A 20,151-nucleotide genomic window follows, 5' to 3' on the forward strand; every position below is an offset into this window, starting at 1 on the left:
CTCAGGTGAATACCTGAGCTTTTTTGCTTTTGATGAAGAAAAATTTTAATGCTTAGCTCGATTATTCTGTCGCATTGAATGCATCCGAATATGTAACTTTCCCAGTTGGTGTATGATCATAAAAAGGCAGAATTTGAAAATATTCAGCAGGCACACCATCCAGAATTAGTTTTGGATCTGCTTTAAATCCAAATCGACCATAATATTTAGGATCTCCAAGCAATACACAGCCCAAAGCGTCTAGGTCTTTTAATGCTTCAAGACCAGCATGTATTAACTTCGCTCCAATACCTTTACCCTGAAACTCAGGTAGTACGGAAACTGGCCCTAAACCATACCAGCCAGTGGTAGCGTCTGATATTTGCACAGGCGAGAATGCGATATGCCCGATAATCTGATTATCGCTTTCAGCGACCAGTGAAAGTGTTAATTGATTGGAGTCTCTTAACGCATTTACAATAAACTGCTCGGTGTGACTCGAATATTCCTCACGTTCAAAAGCTAATCGAGTTAAACCAAAAATAGCATTCATATCGGTTGGATTTTCATCACGAATGATTAGATTCATATTCATTTTCTCTTGAGTGTCTTAATCTAAAATGTCACGAATTTGTTCGATCAATGGTTTTGTATTAACGATTGTCTAATTGTGGGCGTACTGATCTAAGCCCGTGTAAATTTATTTGATAGGGCTGTCCATTCAGTGATTTGATCAGTTTCTTCTTTTTTAACTTGTTAAAAGTTTCAAGACTACAATCAGACAGCAAGAAACCTTCTCGGCTGTAACACTCTACAGCGATAGTTTGACCAGCGTCATTACGGATTTTTACGATTTTTCCGCCTTTAGCTAAGACGTGTAGTGTCCTTTGTTCGGACTTAGATAGGTTCATGTTGTATCCAGATATTAGTAATCATAAGCAAAGTTAAGCTTTTTAAAAGCCAATAAAATCGCGTCGATAACCCATTTCAATATGCTATTGAAATACGATTATCAGATTACTGCTATCTCCAACATAAAATCCTCGATGAGAAGTAGATTGATACGAAATGTACCGAATGGGAGCATTTTATAGAAGCTGATAATAGAAGTAAATATCTATGTGAATATACCCTATGGTTGAAAAACCCGTTTTCGATACAAGCTGGACTACTATTTTTTCGAATTTTTTTCTTTAAGTTGTAAGTAGATTGGAATAGGCTTCTTTGCTTGCTTTTTCAGCATGAGTTTGATGTATAACGCAATCGCAAAGCAGGCTGTTGCAACTGTAAGCATAAGGCTATTCATATAGCTCATAATTGAGCTTACATAACCAATCGTTGTCAGTCTTCGCTGCATACGCTCAACTTGGGTACTGGACTCAATGCCTGTGATTGCCCAAGTACAGAGGTGCTCGCAATTATTGATAATTAGATGATAGTTATTTTCATGCATACGAGAGCGCATGCGCTTTACGACCACTTTTGCTTTATATCGAGGTGAGGGGTAATGTCGAATGTAAATCGGCTTACCACGAGCAAAACGCTGAAGCGTAGTCATTTCAATCGGGTGCTTTTTAAAAATATGAGCAAAACCAGAGTAATGGATCACACGTCCACGACCTGCATAAATTCCATGATGGCTGTAGCCAAAATGTTTCACAATGAGATGCGCGCCGAGAGGAAAGCGTTGGTGTTTTTGCTGCATGCGGATACAAGGTCTTTGTATTTACAATTGTATTCTAATCAAAAATATAGAATCTATCGAGTACCTTTATGGTGTGATTGACTTGAATATGTTTGGAGATTGTATCAAGGCTTTTGCGTTATATTGAGTGTGGATCAAGAAAATTATATTTATTGAAGATAGAGACATGTATGAAAGCTGGTTTTCTGTTATTAATCGGTATATTGGCAATGCAAAATGTTTTTGCGATGCAACATCAAGTTTATCAATTTGAAGAAATTAATTATAGCGTAGTCGAGGTGCAAGATTTTAGCGCATTAAAGCTCTATTTAAAAAGTCCAAAAACCAATCGTTATTATCATAAGTTTTCTAATATTCGAGGTGAGCTACAAAAGTGTGAGCATTTAGACTTTGCCATGAATGCCGGCATGTATCATCCCGATTTTCAGCCAGTAGGCTTATATATCGAATCTGGAAAGGAAATAGTTGCATTAAATGAAAATAGCGGTTTTGGAAACTTCTTTATGCAGCCCAATGGGGTGTTGGCTTGGAACCAAAAACAAGCAATCATAAAAACAACATCTGAATATAAGCAGCAACGCTTTGATGCGATATATGCGACCCAGTCAGGTCCTATGCTGATTTACGATAGAAAAATAAATCCTAAGTTTTCACCCAACTCGAATTCTTTGAAAATTCGTAATGGTGTGGGAATCAAGGGCAATACATTGTATTTCGTCATATCACAACAAGGTGTGAGTTTTTATCAGTTTGCACAATTTTTCAAACAACAACTGTCCGTAGAGAATGCCTTATATCTTGATGGTTCTATTTCGAGCTTATATTCTACCGAGACACAACAACATGATTCTTTGATGAATCTAGGACCAATTGTGGCGGGTGTGAGGAGTGTTAAATGTAGATAGTACCGAATCCCTTTACAGGAAAGGAATTCGGTTTTTATTTTATTGAATTGGTGGCTTGATCATTTCTAGAAGTTCTTTACGGCTGTAGCCTCGAGAAATCAGAACCTTTTTGATGCCCTTAATCACGTCTTCATCTCTTGCTTTAACGAGAGCTTCTAACAATTGTTCGTTTGTTTTACATGAGCAATCATTTTCGACGCAAGCAATTTGATTTTTATGTTCATTGTGCTGTTGATCAGCAGAGAACAGTTTTTCCCAAAAACTCATAGAGCCTTTCATATTCGGTTTAACATAGATCGAAATATAATCAATCTAAAATAAAATACAAGCCAGAAACAGTGATAAAAGCAACAGTTGAACTCTAATTTTTCCGATGATAATCGATGAGATCAACGAAAATATGACAGTGTTATGACTTGATATTTAAAGAATAATATTTTTCATTTTTAAAAATGATTAGAAATTAAAGAGTTAAAATTCTCTTTAATTTCTAATGTTACATTGACATAATTTGTTTAAATCTTTTCGAGCAAAACACCTGACTCAATATGGTGCGTAAACGGGAATTGATCGAATAACGCAAACTTGCTGATGCGATGTGTTTGCGTCAAGGTTTTTAAATTATCATGCAGTGTGTCAGGGTTACATGATATATAGATAATCCGTTCAAATCCTTGCATAAGTGCCAAGGTCGCGTCATCAATACCTGCACGTGGTGGATCAACAAAAATCGTATCAAACTGGTAGCTTTGAATGTCTATATTTGCTTCTTTTAAGCGTCTGAATTCACGTTCACCTTGATAAGCTTGAGTAAATTCTTCTGCAGAAAGACGTGCGACTTGAATATTCTCAATCTGATTTTGTTCAATATTCCATTGTGCTGCATTGACTGAACTTTTTGCGAGTTCTGTTGCAAGAACACGATTAAATTTTAAGGATAGTGGTAGGGTGAAGTTACCATTACCACAATATAATTCTAATAAATCTTTTTGTGAGTTAGCTGCCGCGTCACATGCCCATTCAAGCATGTGTTGGCAAACTTGTGCATTTGGTTGGGTAAAGCTACTTTCGATTTGTTTGTATTTAAATATGCGTCCGTGAACATTAAGTTGTTCAACAACATAGTCATCACCGACAATGACTTTTTGACCACGGCTGCGACCCATAATTTTAATATTTAATTTCTCAGCCAGTGCCTTCGCTGCAGTTTCCCATTCTGCCTCTAATCGACGATGATAGATGAGTGTAACGAGCATTTCTCCGCTTAAGGTCGCGAGAAAGTCAGCTTCAAAGATACGTTCAGAAAGAATGGGTACTGCTTTTAATTCTTCTAATAAACGTGGCATCAACGCGTTAATACTGTGGTCAGCAATTGGAAAGTCATCGATACGGACAACTGTTTTTTGTTTACCATCTTCAGCGCGTTCAAACATGGCATAGAACAGATCATCCTCAGTATGCCAAAGACGAAATTCGGCGCGCATACGAAAATGTTGTTCAGGTGATTGAAATACTTCTAAGGCAGGGGGATTGAACGGTGCAAATTGTGCGGTAATTCGTTCAACTTTCTCTTGAAGTTGCTGTTGATAAGATACAGTCATATATAAAGAAAACTACAGGTGAAATCTAAACGGGAATGGTAACAAAAAAGCTGCACGGGGTGCAGGGAAATTGTGATTTTCATTTATTTAATATTATTATTCGTATCCAACACTCGTTGGATAAATTCTGCTTTTAATTTACGGTATTTAAGTCTAGAAAGTAATAAAACCCGAACCATGTAAACATGATTCGGGTGGGAGAGAAAGCCTATAAATTTACTGAAATTAATCTTCAGATAAAGTCATCAAGCTTGCGTTACCACCAGCTGCAGCAGTATTCACACTGATTGCACGCTCAATCACAAGGCGCTCTAAAGGAATTTGCTCATTGGCTTGCAGTTGAGTAATGCCAACAATCGCGCCTGAACGGGCAGCAACTTTAGTTTGCAAATCTTGCAATTGTTCAACAGAACCATGATGAAGCACGGCATCAAAGGCATCTTTTTCAACACTTGAGATCACAGTGATTGCATCTAAAACATCTTTCGGTAAAGACGCTTTATGTTTTACCAAGAATGCATTGTCTTTCAATACCGCCGCTGTACTGCTGACAGCGAAAATCGCAAGCAATTGTTGAAGCTGACTAGCATCGTCATTGGCAATCGAAAGCACACGATGACGCGGCAGGATAATGTACTGATTGCTTTCGCCAGTAGGGCCTTGCAACTCGTAGAATTTACCTACACCAAATGCTGGAGTCGTTGGTACTGCCTGAGCCATGTTTTGTTTAGCCCAAGTCAACAAGCTTTGATAAGCAACATTTGATACTGCATCAAACTGAGAGATTTCAGCTTTCACCGCAAATGGTGTAGCCAATACTTTCTCAGAACAATGCTCCATCAAACGGTACATATAAAGCGGACCGCCAGCTTTAGGACCTGTACCAGACAAGCCTTCACCACCAAATGGTTGTACGCCTACCACTGCACCGACGATATTACGGTTGATATATAAGTTACCTACCTCAGCACGTTGGATTACGGTGTTGATGGTTTCATCGATACGGGTATGTAGACCCATAGTTAGACCATAACCTTTGGCATTAATACGATCGATCAATTGCTCAAGTTCACCATACTTATAAGTGATGATGTGCAATACAGGACCAAATACTTCACGCTCAAGGTCATCGAGGTTTGGTAATTCAATCGCTGTCGGTGGAACAAAAGTCCCTTGAGCAAGTGCCTGTTGGCTTGCCGCATCGTTGAACATCAATTGATGAACAGGGTGGCCTTTAGATTTCATCTTTTGAATGTGATTATCAATGGTTTGTTTTGCTTCAGTATCGATTACAGGACCAATGTCAGTTTTTAAGATCGCAGGGTTGCCAACGATCAACTGTTGCATCGCACCTTTCAACATTTTGATGACTGTTGCAGCACTATCTTCTTGCACACACAAGATACGAAGAGCAGAGCAACGTTGACCAGCGCTGTCAAATGCAGAACTTACCACGTCTAATACGACTTGTTCCGTTAAAGCTGAAGAGTCCACGATCATCGCATTTTGACCACCAGTTTCCGCAATCAACGGAATCGGTTGACCATTTGGTGACAAACGTTTTGCGACAGTTTTTTGCAAAATTTTCGCAACTTCTGTCGAGCCTGTGAACATGATGCCTTGAATGCGATCATCTTGGCTGAGTTGAGCACCAACAGTTTCACCGCGACCTGGAACAAGTTGAACGGCACCGTGCGGTACACCTGCTTCCCAAAGTATTTGAACTGCTTGAGCTGCAATAAGAGGTGTTTGTTCAGCTGGTTTTGCAATCACACAGTTACCGCTTACTAATGCTGCTGCAATCTGACCAGAGAAAATTGCAAGAGGGAAGTTCCATGGGCTAATACAAAGTACAGTTCCCAAAGGTTTAACTTGTGCATTTACAGGTAAGTTCTCAATTTGAGTTGCGTAGTAACGTAAGAAATCTACTGCTTCACGTACTTCTGCAATCGCATTGGCATAAGTCTTACCACTTTCACGGCAAAGTAAAACCATAAGCTCTTGAATGCGTGCTTCCATCAAATCAGCAGCACGTTTTAAACAAGCAGCACGATCAACTTTATCTGTCGCAGCCCAGCTTTGCTCAGCTTGTATCGCTGCTTCTAAAGCAAGTTGTACATCAGCACTTGTTGCCTCATTTACATAGCCCACAATTTCGCTATTTTGTGCAGGGTTTGTAATTGCAATAGCATTACTTTGATCATGAACTGTTGATTCAAATCCAAGTAACGGTGCACTTTTCCATACATGATTGCGAAGTTGTTGTGCTGTTGCGTTTAGATCAGCAAGTGGCGTGTCATTATTGAGATCAAAACCATTTGAGTTTGGACGCAATGGATATAAATCATGTGGAAGAGGAATTGCAGGGTGTTTTAACCCGAGCTGACCTTCTTCTTTTGCAGCAGTTTGAATGTCTTTGATCGGTGACTGAATTAAATCATCAACTTTCAATGTTTTGTCTGCAATACGGTTCACAAATGAAGTGTTAGCTCCATTCTCAAGCAAACGGCGGACTAGATAAGCCAACAATGTTTCATGGTTACCTACAGGCGCGTAAACACGACAAGGGATACCGAGTTTGTTGTCTTCTTTAGAACCTACGACTTGCTCGTACAGAGGCTCACCCATACCGTGTAAGCATTGGAACTCATATTGACCAGGATAGTATTTGCTTGGATCAGCTAAATTGTAGATCGTCGCAAGTGACTGCGCATTGTGTGTTGCAAATTGCGGATACACTTGGTCTGGAGCAGCAAGTAGTTTTTTCGCACAAGCGATGTATGACAAATCGGTGTGTACTTTACGCGTAAACACAGGGTAATCAGTCATGCCATCAATTTGAGCCTTTTTGATTTCGCTATCCCAATACGCACCTTTTACCAAACGAATCATTAAGCGTTTCTTACTACGCTTAGCAAGATCAACGATGTAATCAACCACATAGAAACAACGTTTTTGGTAAGCCTGAATAACGAAACCAATTCCTTTCCAGTTGGCAAGTTTTGGTTCGAAGCATAAGCGTTCAAGTAATTCGAGTGAAATTTCTAAACGCTCAGATTCTTCAGCATCAATATTCAAACCAATGTCATACTGTTTTGCCAAGCAAGCAAGTTCAAATACTTTGTTGTAAAGTTCATGATGTACACGGTCGATTTGGGCACGTTGGTAACGCGGGTGCAAAGCGGAAAGCTTAATTGAGATACCTGGACCGTCATAGACGCCACGACCATTTGATGCCTTACCAATGGCATGAATTGCCTGAGTGTAGTCGTTATAGTAACGTTCAGCATCATGTTCGGTAAGCGCCGCTTCACCTAACATGTCATATGAATAACGGAAACCCTTGTGCTCAAGTGGTTTTGCATGTTCAAGTGCTTCTTCGATGGTTTCGCCAGTTACAAACTGTTCGCCCATCATACGCATTGCTACATCAACTGCTTTACGAATGATGCCGCGACCACTACGTGCCAAAAGACCTGTTAAAACGCTTGATAAACTCGTTTGCTTTGGTGTTTCCATCAGTTTGCCTGTGAGCATCAAGCCCCAAGCAGCAGCATTGACAAACATCAGGTTACTTTGACCGACATGGTCTTTCCAGTTACCTTGATTGATTTTGTCACGAATCAATAAATCACGTGTTGCTGTATCTGGAATACGAAGCAATGCTTCTGCCAAACACATCAGTGCAACACCTTCTTGTGATGAAAGTGAAAACTCTTGAAGTAGACCTTGAACGATACCCGCTTTACCAGCTGAGCTTTTACGCTCACGTAAATTGTTTGCTAGGTTAAAAGCGAGTTCATAAATTTTTTGATCAAGATCAGGGGAGATATTGGCAGCTTCAGTAAGTTCTGCCACTGATTCAGGTTCTGCACGTCGCCAAGCAGTATTAATGCGTTGCTCAAACTCACTTTTTTCTTTAAATTCGGTGATATAAGCACCGGTGTTTTGAGTCGTGTCCATGTCTAGGCGGGTATCCAAAGTATTCATGCTAAATTCCGATAACAATCTTGAAGTTCTATCGGTACTTGATGCCTTGCCTGATGCAATTGTAGCTTGCAACGCAGTTAACAAATAAAATACCAATAGACTCTATCTCTATTGAGTAGAGAGGTTTAGATAATTTATCATTACAGAATAAAACCCGTATAACTCACTATATTTCGACCATTTTTTAGAGGAAAATTCTGTTGGATAGCCCAATTTATACTTTAGATCGAACTGATTTGAAAATTCTGGATATTCTTCAAACAGATGGGAGAATATCAAACAGTAAGTTAGCTGAATTAGTGAACCTTTCTCCGACGGCGGTGATGGCGCGTGTGCAAAAGCTGACAAAGGATGAATTTATTCTCGGTTATGAAGCAAAGCTTAATCCGAATAAGCTGAATGCAAATTTTTTAGTGTTTGTCGAAGTACTTTTAGATAAAACCACACCCCATGTTTTGGATGATTTTATTGATGCTGTTACACAACATCCAGAAATTGTGGAATGCCATATGGTGAGTGGAGGATTTGATTTTCTAATTAAATTGCGTAGTGCAGGTATGGAAGAGTTTCGCCGAATAGCAGGGCAAATCCTATGGCAACTGCCGGGTGTGAAAGAAACGCGGAGCTATCCGGTAATGCAGGTTGTAAAAGATAGCTCTAAAATCAAGATTAAATCACGTGCAAAATACTAAACAAAAAAAGGGGCTCGAAAGCCCCTTAAATTTTATTGAAAGAATTATTTCATTTCACGTGCATAGATTTCATCAGCTTGTTCAAAGCGACTTGTAACATTCGCATTTGGCGCTTTACCAAGTAAGCTGACAACCACAATGCTGATGAATGCAAATACAAAACCAGGGATGATTTCATAAATGCCTGTATCGCCAAAGAAGTTTTTCCAAACGATAACAGTTACAGCACCAACGATCATGCCTGTCAATGCGCCGTTTAGCGTCATGCGTTTCCAGAACAATGAAAGAATAATCAATGGACCAAATGCAGCACCAAAACCTGCCCAAGCATAAGCAACTAAACCAAGAACTTTACTTTCTGGATTTTGAGCAAGGAATAACGCGAGCATTGCAACCACAAGTACCATGCCACGACCGATCCAAACTAACTCTTTTTGAGAGGCATTTTTACGGATAATGCCTTTGTACAAATCTTCGGTTAAGGCACTTGAACACACCAACAGTTGGCAACTCAAGGTACTCATGACCGCAGATAGAATTGCAGCGAGGATGATACCAACAACCCAAGGATTGAATAGAATTTTAGTCAATTCCATGAACACGGTTTCAGGGTTAGCAGTAACTGCAGCTGCAAGTTCTGGATGTTGCTGGAAATACGCGATACCAACAAAACCTGAACCAACAGCACCTGCTAAACATAAAATCATCCAGGTCATGCCGATACGACGAGCAGCAGGGATAGATTTCACTGAATCAGCCGCCATGAAGCGAACCAAAATATGAGGTTGACCAAAATAGCCTAAGCCCCATGCAGCTGCTGAAAGAATCGCAACCAGACTTAAATTTGAAGCAAAATCATAAGCATGTGGGCGAGCAGTTTCTACTAAAGCAGCAAATTCTGCAGCACCTGCATCCAACGAGAGGTAAGTGATGATTGGAAGGAGCAACAACGCAAAAATCATCAAGGCTGCTTGGAAAGTATCCGTCCAGCTGATTGCTAAAAATCCGCCAATACACACATAACCAATGGTTGCGAATGCGCCGAGCATCAATGCTGTGCCATAAGGGATTTCGAATAAGGTTTCAAACAAACGTGCACCAGCGACCATGCCAGAAGCACAATAAATCGCGAAGAAGACCAAAATAATCAAAGCGGATGTTACGCGTAAGATTTTTTTCTGATCATCGAAACGACCGGTGAAATAGTCAGGTAGGGTGAGGGCATTATTCTGCACTTCGGTATGTACACGTAACCGTCCTGCAACCAAATACCAGTTGAGCCATGCACCAATAATCAAGCCGATAGCGATCCATGATTCAGACAGTCCAGCTAAGTAAATCGCGCCAGGTAAACCCATGAGTAACCAACCACTCATGTCGGATGCACCAGCGGATAAAGCGGTGACAAAACTGCCTAAACTACGTCCTCCAAGAATATAATCATCAAGACTTTTGGTAGAAAAATAGGCGTACAGACCTATACCCAACATGGCGGTAATATACACCACGAACACAACAACAGTGGGATTAGAGAAATTCATAATGGATGCTTATCCTTATATATCCATAACGGTACAATCCCATCTGAATAGCCAAAAATTGATTTACTATTCTAATAAGACTGATAAGGTCACAGATTCAAGCATGAATGTTTTTTGAATTACTGTTATTTTTATGTATTTATATTGTGTGTTTTGTGTAACTTTAATTAAGTATATGAATATTAATTTTTTTATTTGAAAATCACTCATTATTTGAGCATTAAAAAGTCTAGAAATATCCTTTTTCGATATGAAATTGCTGCTCACAATGACAAGTGTTGGTTTTTCTGAAAGCAAAAATGAGTAATTTGTTTGAAAAATGATTAAAAATACAAATGTATACTAATTTTTTAAGTGCTCAATCGAGTGCTTTTGGTAAGTTAATGAGTCGATGAGGTAGGATTTATATGCTGATTAATTTTGCTTGAAAATTAAGAAAATTCGATTCTAGAGGAAATTTTAAGATAAGATGAATTCATGTTTTTGGACTTTTGTTTGAGTTCGCCATCTATAAATATAAAAAGCCCAACTCATATAAGTTGGGCTTAGCTCAGATTTATATAAAATTATAAACCCGATTCATATTCACTATTGGATAAAAGTTTTTCGACATCAGCCATATTGTCTGGTTTGATTTTATAAATCCAACCTTTGCCATAAGGTTCTTCATTGACGAAATCAGGATCATCTTCAAGATCTACATTCACTTCAACCACTGTACCTGAAACAGGTGCATGAATATCAGAAGCTGTTTTTACAGATTCAACAATACCTGCTTGTTCAGTTGCAGTAACTTTACTGCCAACCTCAGGGGTTTCAACATAGACTAAATCACCCAACTCATCTTGTGCATGGTCAGTAATTCCCGTTACAACCAAGTCACCTTCGACTCTTACCCATTCATGCGTACGCGCATATTTCAAATCCGCTGGATGATTCATGACAACTCCTTAACAATTCATCGTATCATTTTTTCTAGCTTTATACAGGTTTTTCAATAAAAACAAAAGCATCGATCAATGAAGCCATTTAGAAAATTATAAATATGGATCTTTACGCCAGTTACTTGGGCTACGACCACTCCAGCGCTTAAATGCACGGCTGAAATTGGCAACATCCGAATAACCTAACTCGTCAGCAATTTGTTCTAGACTATAATCTGTACGAGAAAGGAGCGATGTGGCATGACGATAACGGACTTCATCCACTAATGTTGAGAATGATGTGCCTTCAGCTGCCAATTGACGTTTTAGGGTTCGATCAGACATATGCAATCGTTCCGCTACATTTTCGATACTCAAGTAATGCTGTTCTGAGTTCGTCAAAATATCACGTACTCGCATCGCCAAACGACGTCTTTCACCCAGCGCTGATAATTCAGTTTCACACTGATTAATCGCGATTTGACTGGCGATCGGATCGGCATTCACCATTTTTAAGCCGAGATATTTTTTGTCAAAACTTGAAATAAGGTGAGGTTGATTAAAACGAATCGTACTATTTAATTTATCTTTATATTTTTCAAAACCTACAGGTTCAGGAAAATCCAGGTCAACTTCGCCTTTTAAATCTTCAATTCCTGTTAGGGCTTTTGCCATGGTCATGATACCAATCGTTAAGCCTAAAATGATCTCAGTGCGTAAAGGCTCAACCTCAATATCACATTGCAATTGTAGGGTGGCTTTTGGACCGAAGGTTGAGAAGTACAATTGTAAAAATGGTAAACGTAATTGAATGAACCGACTGGCGAGCGCAATTGCATCTGTAATATCATGCGCTGTCATAATGGCGTAGCCAATAAATCCGTGAATTGAAATACGCATTTGGGTTCCGAGATGGAAGCCCAAAGTACTTTCACCTGTCAGACGCAATGCATGTTTCACCAATTCATTCGCAATGGGTGTAGGGATTCGATAATTCGGATCAGCCAATTGTTCGCTCGTTAAATGAAATGGAGCGAATAAAGTTTCATCGTTATATCCCCAACGAGAAACAACATCTAATAGCAATAAGCCATAGACGCCTGGTATACCTTGATCTTGACGAGTTGAAGTTGTTTTCATCTGCTTTCCGTGGCGCTCATCAATTTTGCCAATATCTTTTAAACATTAAAGTCTTAATCATCTTTACATGAAATAAAATAATCAATCATAAAAATTGTTGGACAAACGGGTCATTGCTCATCCGAAACATTAAGTTGGTTTTCTAAATACCAGCACTTTCGTGGTAGATATTAATAACACATCGCCGTTTTGGTTCAAAGCTTGTGTGACGTAACTCACAATACCACGATCAAGTTTGGTTTTAGAGGGGACAATTGCAGTTATTTCAACTTCAACATGGATTTTATCACCTGCGCGAGTTGGTCGAGGCCAACGTAGACTTGATTCAGTCCCTAATAAACCGCCTGCAATTGGAAAACATTCAGTCCATAAGCGCATCGTAACGGCAGAGGTATGCCATCCACTTGCTGCTAGACCTTGAAAAATAGTGTGTTGTGCAGCGGCTTGTTCATCAAGATGAAAAGATTGTGGGTCGTATTGACTTGCAAATTGTTTAATTTCTTCGAGTGTCATTTCATATTCACGACTAATGAAACGATCACCAATATTCAAATCTTCTAAATACAACATTATTCCGTATCCTGAGCCACCACACGCTGTTCAACTAAAAAACCACCTGTTTGGCGTTTCCATAGCTGGGCGTATAAACCATCATTTGCAATGAGTTCTTCATGTGTGCCTTGTTCAGCAATTCGACCTTCATCTAACACAATCAAACGATCCATTTGAGCAATAGTAGATAATCGATGTGCAATTGCAATGACCGTTTTGCCAACCATTAAGTCATTTAAACTGCTTTGGATTGCCGCTTCGACCTCAGAGTCGAGTGCACTTGTTGCTTCATCTAAAATTAAGATGGGTGCATCTTTGAGAAAAACACGTGAAATCGCAATACGCTGGCGTTGACCGCCTGAAAGCTTAACACCTCGCTCACCAACGAAGGCATCAAAGCCAACGCGTCCCTTTTGATCGGTGAGTTGAGGGATAAACTCTTCTGCTTTGGCTTTTCTTACTGCTTGTTGAATTTCCTCTTCAGTTGCATTTGGGCGACCATATTTTATATTTTCAGCAACAGTGCGATGCAATAAAGAAGTATCTTGAGTAACTAACGCAATATTTGCGCGCAGACTGTCTTGGGTTACATCATTAATATCTTGGCCATCAATGAGGATGCGACCTTGATTTATCTTGTAAAAATGCAGAAGCAATTGGATTAAAGTTGATTTTCCAGCCCCAGAACGACCGACTATTCCAATTTTTTCACCAGGTTTTATGGTTAAACTCAAATGATCAATTACATTTTTCTGATTATAAGCAAAGCAGACATTTTCAAACTGAATTTCGCCATGCTCAACTTTTAATTCTGTTGCATCTTTTTTATCTTGAATTTGAATCGGTTTACCTAAAGTTTTCATGCCGTCCTGAATGGTACCGACATTCTCAAACAGCATGGTGACATGCCACATGATAAATTCAGCCAGACTATCCAGTTTAAGCACCATTGCCGTGGTTGCCGCAATAACACCTAATGCAGCTTGTCCTTGTGTCCATAACCAAACAGAGGTTCCAATCACGCCAATAAATAGAAATGCGCTAAGTAAACGAATACTAATCTGATATTTAACGCCAAGACGCATTTGTTTATAGACGGTGACCATAAACTCTTGCATTGATTCTTTGGCATACTGACTTTCACGTCCCGCATGAGCAAATAATTTTACTGTTTGTATATTGGTATAAGCATCAGTTACACGTCCAGTCATGATTGAACGTGCATCCGCTTGTTCTTGAGATACTTTTCCTAAACGTGGAATAAAATAACTGGCAATGATAATAAACAAAGCCAACCACACGATTAGAGGAATAATTAATACAGGCGAGATCGAACCGAGTACAAGACTGATGGTGATAAAATAGATGAAAACATAAACCACCATATCACCGAGAATCATCCAGAATTCTCGGACAGCCAATGCAGTTTGCATGACTTTAGCTGATAGACGACCTGCGAAATCTGTATGGAAGAAATCTAAGCTTTGTTGTAAAAGCAAATTATGAAATCGCCAACGCATACGCATTGGAAAATTACTGAATAGGACTTGGTGTTTAACGATTGCTTGTAAACTAACAAAGAAAATATTGGCAAATAATATGCTTATTAAAATCGTAAGATTTTGTTGATTGGTTGCGAAGAAGCTATCAGGCTGACTGTTACTCAGCCAATCGACAAGTTTGCCTATATAAGCAAAGAATAATGCCTCAAAGCATGCAGCGGCAGCTGTACAGGCAACCAATAAAAATAAATACGGTCGTATGCCTTGAGTGGCTTGCCAAACAAAAGCAAAAAAAGTGGTGGGTAATGGTTTGTTTAAGTCTTTGGTGGGATATGGATCGACTAATTTCTCAAACCACTTCAGCATTGTTTTTTCCTCAAGACGTAGCGCTTAGATTCAATGACTATAAATACTGTGCTGTTATCTAAATGTATGTATAAAGTTTTAGCTTTGGGTGTATAGGATAGCAGAAAAATAAAGTAATTAATGATAATCAAACAAACGCAATTCTATTATTCCTTAATATGAATAATTATCAATAATACTTGAGAAATAACATATGAAACTTCTTTCTGATCATTCACAAAGTCCTAAATTAAATATTGAAACAACACAAATTGATCGTTTTAATCCAGCTTATTGGCGGATTGATGGTCCGCAAATCATGTCTTTTGCAATTACAAATTACTTAAATGGCTTTGAAGCGGTATTTAGATCACGTACAACAACAGATCTTGCTGGAATTGTTTGGGACTCACATGATGCAAAAGATCATAAGTTTTTGGCTTATGAAACGAAATATGATTACTCAGGAATGATCTGGGATTTTGATCTTGAGCTATCAGCTTCTATGCCAGCATTAAATAACGAAACATTAACCCCAACATTGACTGTGCATTACCATGAGCAAGGTCAAGATAAAGTTGCTTATATCGTATTGTTTAATTATGCCGATCAACCTGCTTCACGAACTGCACATATTCAGATTAACTGGGATACGGTAAAGGCAGGTTTTTCGGCGACTGATTCTTTTCCAGTGACTGATATTAAACGCATCTCATTTTCTGCATTTACGTTGAGTTATAACGGTCACTCAACACGACCATTGTCACAAGCTGAGGATGGATATATCCGGGTAATTAATTCGATCACGACAGGAGTAAACTCAAAATTAGCTTTGCAACGAGTCATCGTGGCGCAACACCAGCATGGCATTTGCACCAGTTATGACGATCATTATGATTTAAACCCTCAGCGCTTGGTGGATAATATAAAAGCATTGGGCTACCACGGATTGATCAATCATTATTGTGGTATGTCCAAATATCCTGAGATGAAATGGCGCAATGATCTGAATACTTGGCAGATCCCTGACACACTTATGAGCAATGAAAACGTTGTGAATCCATGCGCGCTAAAGTGGCATGAGTATTTTGCTAACGCTTTACATCAAGCAAATATGCAACCTATCTTTGGGGTGAGTTTTGAAATGTATTCGCTTGCGGCAAATGAGTTCTGGGCGCAGCGGGACTGGCATAGTAATCTAGGTCGAACGGGTTATGAACCGCCTAGTTATTTTTTTAGCCCATGTGATCAAAATGCAATGGCTTATTTACATAAAGTTTTCATTGAGTTTTCGGACACTCTGGCAGCAGCGGGGTGTGAGGTCAACATGCAGATTGGAGAGCCGTGGTGGTGGTATAACCAAGGAACTGATTTGCCGTGTGTCTATGATTTCCCAACCAAGCTAGCTTTTAATGCGGATACAGGGTTATACGCACCTGATTTTGGAACCATCTATGAAGCTATGCATAAAACGGGGACACCCTATGATGAGTTCAAAGCATGGCTGAGAAATAAGTTGGGTCAAACATGCCAAAATATTCGCACTACGATTAAATTAAAACATCCAGATGCTAAAGTTAGCCCGTTAATTTTTTTCCCAACAATACGAACTCCTATAGAAACGCTGGTTACCGATATAAATTATCCAAGCCAACATTATGCTTATCCTCATTTTGATTATCTTACAACAGAATCATATGACTGGATTTTAGAAGCTAAATTAAGTTTGGCGCATCAGGTTATCTCTGAAATTCCGACCCAAGATTTAAACTATCCAGCAGACAAGGTTGCCTACCTAGCAGGTTTTGTACCAGATGCTTCCATTGCTCATCTGTATGGTTTTGATCGCACTAAACCGTATCAAGCACCAATTTGGCAACGTATTTTCGGTGATATGGAAAACAATCATGTACTGGGGTTGATGAAACAGTTTATTTGGGCATACCCGCAAATAATGTCAGATTCAATCACAATCGATATTGAACAAGCACCTGAAGGCTTTTTTATAGAGCAGGTTTATCATACGCCTATAAGTGACGATAGACCTTATCCGCCAGAAATTTACTTATAACCTCACTACTAAATCTCCTCGCAATTAGCTTGAAATCCAGAGGTATTTTCATCTGGGTTTTAGCTAATTGTTATGGGATTTGATGAGCAATATGAATTAATAATAACGAGAATAATAAAATAAAAAATTATCTTTTGATTTGATTTTGAGGAATTAACAGCTTTTTTTATTGATATTTATAATGATAGTTGGGATAAGTGGTTAAAATTGGGCGACAATCACACTGGAATTTTTTGCAAAAAACGTAGATAATTGTGACTTGGTATACATTTACATGGAAGTTGAAAGTTGAAAAGAGTAGGAAATTTGGGTGCTTGTTTATTGTTCATTGCGGGTGTTTTTTTCTTGGTCATGGGGGTGCCATCAACGGATTTCATTCTGATCGCAATTGCGTTTGCTTTGATGGTTGCAGCTTTCTTATTGGTGTCTGAGTTTAACTTAAATTTATTTAAGTGGACCAAATAACATCATTCAACATTAAAAGTCTCTTAAAATAAAATTAAGAAGACCTATGCATTTAGATTAGGTAAATTGAATTCGCTTATGGCTTGAGTATTTGCAGCATAGAATGATTGAAAATACCCAAGCCGTTTCAAGATTTAATTTAAGTCAGAATCTTAGTGTCTGTTTGAGGGTTAAAATTTTGAAAATCATGTCCAGAAGGTGCTTGATAAATTCTTAACCCAAATTCTGGAATAATTGCGATTAAATGATCAAAAATATCTGACTGAATTGCTTCATATGAAGCCCAAGCAATCGTATTGGTGAATGCATAAATTTCTAGGGGTAAGCCTTCACTTGTTGGTTGTAGTTGGCGCACCAAGATCGTTTGGTTTTGAGCAATACCACTATGCTGGCGCAAGTAAAATTCAACGTAAGCTCTAAAAGTCCCTAAATTTGTTAAGCGTCTCTGATTATATTGTGATTGATTGCTTAGATGATTATTAAACTCTTGTATTTCTGATTTCTTCGCATCCAAATATTGATCTAATAATAAGAAATCTCTAAGTTTTTGTTGCTCTTCATCGCTCATGAAATGAACACTACTTTGATCAATGAATAGTGAGCGTTTCATGCGACGACAACCTGAATTGCTCATGCCACGCCAATTTCGAAAGGTATCTGTAACTAACTTATTGGTAGGAATCGTGGTATAGGTTTTATCGAAGTTTTGTACAGTCACAGTGTGTAATGACATATCAATGACATCACCATCGGCATTTAAAGATGGCATTTCGATCCAGTCTCCGATACGAACCATATCATAAGAGGCAATCTGTACACTTGCGACCAGTGAAAGAATGGTGTTTTGAAATACCAACATGAGGACTGCTGCCATCGCACCAAAGCCAGCAAGGAGGGTGAATACATCTTTTTTAAGGAATGTACCTAGGATCATTAACCCGCAAACTACAAATAGGATGAGCTTAACAAGTTGTAAATACCCCTTGATTGGTTTATTTCTTGATTTTGGGTTGCGTTGATAAATCAGATTAAAAATATTAAGTGCTTCACTCACAGTGAGAGCAAGTGTTAAGAATATAAAAGCTTGAGCACCCATTTGCACAAAACTAGCCAATTTTTCAGGCAAATGAGGGACAGTGGTAATCCCATTCATGATGACAATTGCTGGAACAATATTAGCAAAACGACGGGTAACACTATGTTGCGCGAAAATAGATTGATTAGGTGATTTGAGTTTTGTAATTAAATGTCGTATTCCACGAACAATGATGCGTTTAGCAACAAAATTTGCGAGTGCTGCAAATAGAATTAAAATTGTTAAACCAATGAGCATTTCCAACCAAGGATATTGACTCAACTCAACTTTTATTTCACGTATAAAATCTAAATAATTCAAACCCAAACACCTTACAATTCTTTAAGAAAGGATTGTAAGGTGGAATGGGAAAGATATTATTTTAAATCACAGTTTATATACGATTTGTAAGGCGTTTTTACACAATATGTGTAGCATTTACCACATAAGATCATCAGGAATGACATAAGCTGCATACGGATCATCTTCATCAGTCGTGTCTTTGTTTTGTTCGCTGTTATTGTTGACCAAGATAAAACCTTGCATTTTTTGATTGATTTTCTCTGCTAAAGCTTTCGGAAGGTAAGCATAACTTTCTTGATCTTTTGCAATAACCAATGAGCCTGAGACAAGTGCGTTATAGACCTGTTGAGATAAATAAACTTTTTTAATTTTGTTGTCATCAATAAATTGATAGGCGATATCACCTTCAGTTTGAAGAACTTTGTGTTGTTTAATCATTTGAATGATAGATGCTTTTAATGCTTTTTCTTCTAAGATACGCTGTTTTTCTGAATTTAATGCTTGATCTTTGGCAAGTTTTTCTTGTTTGGCACGGTCAATATCAGCCTTTAAAGCGGCGTCATCATTTTGTCCAAGGCGTTGTTCATGTTGAACTTGCTTAGTGAGCTTTTTCGCTTTTTTGTTATCCACTAAGCCTGCTTTTAACAACTGAGCTTGTAGTGCATTTTTAACCATGATTTAGTCCGAATTTAAATTTGATGGAGAAAGAAAATAATAAATCCAATATGCCACACTCATCATTAAGCTTAAAGCCATCGGAATGAGGAAGGTTTGTAATTGTAGGTAAGGATAGAGCAGGCTGGCAATAATACCACCGACTAAAAAACCGATAAAAATAAGCAAGTGAAGAAAAATTCGGCGTCTTTCCACATTCAAGCCACGGGCTTTGTAACCTAACGCTAGGCCAATATCTGTGAGGACGCCTGAGAGATGGGTGGTACGAATAATTGCGCCTCTGTAATGGCTAACCATCGCATTTTGGACGCCCATGGCGACGCATGCCCAAAGTAAACCATAGCGTGGGAAATAGGGGATAAGTAACCATGTCAAAAATAGGAAAATCGCTACGAGGCTCAATGGAAATCCATAATGGCGGCCGAGAGCCACATTACCATTGCCTAAAATCAGACCACTATAAAAAGAACCAATCACAAAACACATTAAAACTAGGCTGAGATATAAAAGATGATCAGGCTGCCAATTTACTAAGCTCATTGCGAGCAAGCTTGCATTTCCTGTCATGTGAGATACAGATTGGTGAAGTAGGGTAAATAAACCAAGAACGTTTACCATCCCTGCATTCAATGCCAGTAAAAAAGCACCCAGTTGAATCCAGTTTGGTAAACGTTGAAAAGGCATACT

At 38.7% G+C, this 20,151-nt stretch carries 18 protein-coding genes; 4 read left to right on the forward strand and 14 right to left on the reverse strand.

Translation table 11 applies throughout. The features are described from left to right. Nucleotides 1-61 precede the first annotated feature (61 nt). The 3 genes from DK207_RS05940 to DK207_RS05950 all read right to left on the reverse strand — a co-directional run bounded on the left by DK207_RS05940 (nucleotide 62) and on the right by DK207_RS05950 (nucleotide 1,684). A complete protein-coding gene (locus tag DK207_RS05940) occupies nucleotides 62-568 on the reverse strand; it encodes a GNAT family N-acetyltransferase (protein WP_109440368.1) in 507 nt (168 codons plus the stop codon). 64 nt (nucleotides 569-632) lie between these two features. Continuing rightward, a complete protein-coding gene (locus DK207_RS05945) occupies nucleotides 633-890 on the reverse strand; it encodes a YjhX family toxin (protein ID WP_109440369.1) in 258 nt (85 codons plus the stop codon). A gap of 260 nt (nucleotides 891-1,150) precedes the next feature. Further along, nucleotides 1,151-1,684, reverse strand: coding sequence for a lecithin retinol acyltransferase family protein (locus tag DK207_RS05950; RefSeq protein ID WP_109440370.1), 534 nt, complete (start codon nucleotides 1,682-1,684; stop codon nucleotides 1,151-1,153). 170 nt (nucleotides 1,685-1,854) lie between these two features. Between DK207_RS05950 and DK207_RS05955 the strand changes: the two genes are divergently transcribed. Continuing rightward, nucleotides 1,855-2,589, forward strand: a complete 735-nt coding sequence (locus DK207_RS05955) for a phosphodiester glycosidase family protein (protein ID WP_109440371.1) — start codon at nucleotides 1,855-1,857, stop codon at nucleotides 2,587-2,589. A 39-nt stretch (nucleotides 2,590-2,628) separates the two neighbouring features. Here the strand turns inward: DK207_RS05955 and DK207_RS05960 are convergent, their stop codons facing one another. From DK207_RS05960 to putA, 3 genes are all read right to left on the reverse strand, one after another. Continuing rightward, on the reverse strand, nucleotides 2,629-2,856 hold the full coding sequence (locus tag DK207_RS05960; protein ID WP_109440372.1) for a hypothetical protein: 228 nt from the start codon (nucleotides 2,854-2,856) through the stop codon (nucleotides 2,629-2,631). A gap of 248 nt (nucleotides 2,857-3,104) precedes the next feature. Beyond that, complete coding sequence (gene trmA, locus DK207_RS05965) at nucleotides 3,105-4,190, reverse strand: tRNA (uridine(54)-C5)-methyltransferase TrmA (protein WP_109440373.1); 1,086 nt, start codon at nucleotides 4,188-4,190, stop codon at nucleotides 3,105-3,107. 225 nt (nucleotides 4,191-4,415) lie between these two features. Further along, complete coding sequence (putA, locus tag DK207_RS05970) at nucleotides 4,416-8,180, reverse strand: trifunctional transcriptional regulator/proline dehydrogenase/L-glutamate gamma-semialdehyde dehydrogenase (protein ID WP_109440374.1); 3,765 nt, start codon at nucleotides 8,178-8,180, stop codon at nucleotides 4,416-4,418. Between the two features lie 200 nt (nucleotides 8,181-8,380). Between putA and DK207_RS05975 the strand changes: the two genes are divergently transcribed. After that, nucleotides 8,381-8,872, forward strand: a complete 492-nt coding sequence (locus DK207_RS05975) for an Lrp/AsnC ligand binding domain-containing protein (RefSeq protein WP_109440375.1) — start codon at nucleotides 8,381-8,383, stop codon at nucleotides 8,870-8,872. A 44-nt stretch (nucleotides 8,873-8,916) separates the two neighbouring features. On the opposite strand, the gene putP is transcribed toward DK207_RS05975, so the two are convergent. The 5 genes from putP to DK207_RS06000 form a co-directional block, all read right to left on the reverse strand. Beyond that, nucleotides 8,917-10,413, reverse strand: coding sequence for a sodium/proline symporter PutP (gene putP, locus DK207_RS05980; RefSeq protein WP_109440376.1), 1,497 nt, complete (start codon nucleotides 10,411-10,413; stop codon nucleotides 8,917-8,919). Nucleotides 10,414-10,979: 566 nt separating this feature from the next. Further along, nucleotides 10,980-11,354: a glycine cleavage system protein GcvH gene (gene gcvH, locus DK207_RS05985; RefSeq protein WP_109440377.1), complete on the reverse strand. Its 375-nt coding sequence runs from the start codon at nucleotides 11,352-11,354 to the stop codon at nucleotides 10,980-10,982. Between the two features lie 96 nt (nucleotides 11,355-11,450). Further along, nucleotides 11,451-12,476 (reverse strand): AraC family transcriptional regulator, encoded by a 1,026-nt coding sequence (locus DK207_RS05990; RefSeq protein WP_109440378.1) that lies wholly within the window; start codon nucleotides 12,474-12,476, stop codon nucleotides 11,451-11,453. A gap of 129 nt (nucleotides 12,477-12,605) precedes the next feature. Continuing rightward, nucleotides 12,606-13,046 (reverse strand): MaoC family dehydratase, encoded by a 441-nt coding sequence (locus DK207_RS05995; protein WP_109440379.1) that lies wholly within the window; start codon nucleotides 13,044-13,046, stop codon nucleotides 12,606-12,608. Further along, on the reverse strand, nucleotides 13,046-14,896 hold the full coding sequence (locus DK207_RS06000; protein ID WP_109440380.1) for an ABC transporter ATP-binding protein: 1,851 nt from the start codon (nucleotides 14,894-14,896) through the stop codon (nucleotides 13,046-13,048). Before DK207_RS06000 ends, DK207_RS05995 begins: the two co-directional genes overlap by 1 nt. Before the next feature lie 193 nt (nucleotides 14,897-15,089). On the opposite strand from DK207_RS06000, the gene DK207_RS06005 reads away from it, so the two are divergent. Beyond that, nucleotides 15,090-16,946: a phage capsid protein gene (locus tag DK207_RS06005; RefSeq protein WP_109440381.1), complete on the forward strand. Its 1,857-nt coding sequence runs from the start codon at nucleotides 15,090-15,092 to the stop codon at nucleotides 16,944-16,946. A gap of 288 nt (nucleotides 16,947-17,234) precedes the next feature. Next, a complete protein-coding gene (locus tag DK207_RS15755) occupies nucleotides 17,235-17,411 on the forward strand; it encodes a hypothetical protein (RefSeq protein ID WP_162540206.1) in 177 nt (58 codons plus the stop codon). A gap of 139 nt (nucleotides 17,412-17,550) precedes the next feature. Here the strand turns inward: DK207_RS15755 and DK207_RS06010 are convergent, their stop codons facing one another. The 3 genes from DK207_RS06010 to DK207_RS06020 all read right to left on the reverse strand — a co-directional run bounded on the left by DK207_RS06010 (nucleotide 17,551) and on the right by DK207_RS06020 (nucleotide 20,148). Then, nucleotides 17,551-18,807 (reverse strand): mechanosensitive ion channel family protein, encoded by a 1,257-nt coding sequence (locus tag DK207_RS06010; RefSeq protein ID WP_109440382.1) that lies wholly within the window; start codon nucleotides 18,805-18,807, stop codon nucleotides 17,551-17,553. 117 nt (nucleotides 18,808-18,924) lie between these two features. Next, a complete protein-coding gene (locus DK207_RS06015) occupies nucleotides 18,925-19,464 on the reverse strand; it encodes a DUF2058 domain-containing protein (RefSeq protein WP_109440383.1) in 540 nt (179 codons plus the stop codon). 3 nt (nucleotides 19,465-19,467) lie between these two features. After that, entirely contained in the window at nucleotides 19,468-20,148 is a 681-nt protein-coding gene (locus tag DK207_RS06020; protein ID WP_109440384.1) for a YoaK family protein, read from the reverse strand. Nucleotides 20,149-20,151 lie beyond the last annotated feature (3 nt).

This window comes from Acinetobacter haemolyticus, from assembly GCF_900406815.1.
Classification (GTDB): domain Bacteria; phylum Pseudomonadota; class Gammaproteobacteria; order Pseudomonadales; family Moraxellaceae; genus Acinetobacter; species Acinetobacter haemolyticus_A.

What these genes read in the sequence shown, in the direction of transcription:
- DK207_RS05940 (WP_109440368.1), bottom strand. Translation starts at nt 568, where the DNA reads ATGAATCTAATCATTCGTGATGAAAATCCAACCGATATGAATGCTATT.
- DK207_RS05945 (WP_109440369.1), bottom strand. Translation starts at nt 890, where the DNA reads ATGAACCTATCTAAGTCCGAACAAAGGACACTACACGTCTTAGCTAAA.
- DK207_RS05950 (WP_109440370.1), bottom strand. Translation starts at nt 1,684, where the DNA reads ATGCAGCAAAAACACCAACGCTTTCCTCTCGGCGCGCATCTCATTGTG.
- DK207_RS05955 (WP_109440371.1), top strand. Translation starts at nt 1,855, where the DNA reads ATGAAAGCTGGTTTTCTGTTATTAATCGGTATATTGGCAATGCAAAAT.
- DK207_RS05960 (WP_109440372.1), bottom strand. Translation starts at nt 2,856, where the DNA reads ATGAGTTTTTGGGAAAAACTGTTCTCTGCTGATCAACAGCACAATGAA.
- trmA (WP_109440373.1), bottom strand. Translation starts at nt 4,190, where the DNA reads ATGACTGTATCTTATCAACAGCAACTTCAAGAGAAAGTTGAACGAATT.
- putA (WP_109440374.1), bottom strand. Translation starts at nt 8,180, where the DNA reads ATGAATACTTTGGATACCCGCCTAGACATGGACACGACTCAAAACACC.
- putP (WP_109440376.1), bottom strand. Translation starts at nt 10,413, where the DNA reads ATGAATTTCTCTAATCCCACTGTTGTTGTGTTCGTGGTGTATATTACC.
- gcvH (WP_109440377.1), bottom strand. Translation starts at nt 11,354, where the DNA reads ATGAATCATCCAGCGGATTTGAAATATGCGCGTACGCATGAATGGGTA.
- DK207_RS05990 (WP_109440378.1), bottom strand. Translation starts at nt 12,476, where the DNA reads ATGAAAACAACTTCAACTCGTCAAGATCAAGGTATACCAGGCGTCTAT.
- DK207_RS05995 (WP_109440379.1), bottom strand. Translation starts at nt 13,046, where the DNA reads ATGTTGTATTTAGAAGATTTGAATATTGGTGATCGTTTCATTAGTCGT.
- DK207_RS06000 (WP_109440380.1), bottom strand. Translation starts at nt 14,896, where the DNA reads ATGCTGAAGTGGTTTGAGAAATTAGTCGATCCATATCCCACCAAAGAC.
- DK207_RS06005 (WP_109440381.1), top strand. Translation starts at nt 15,090, where the DNA reads ATGAAACTTCTTTCTGATCATTCACAAAGTCCTAAATTAAATATTGAA.
- DK207_RS06015 (WP_109440383.1), bottom strand. Translation starts at nt 19,464, where the DNA reads ATGGTTAAAAATGCACTACAAGCTCAGTTGTTAAAAGCAGGCTTAGTG.
- DK207_RS06020 (WP_109440384.1), bottom strand. Translation starts at nt 20,148, where the DNA reads ATGCCTTTTCAACGTTTACCAAACTGGATTCAACTGGGTGCTTTTTTA.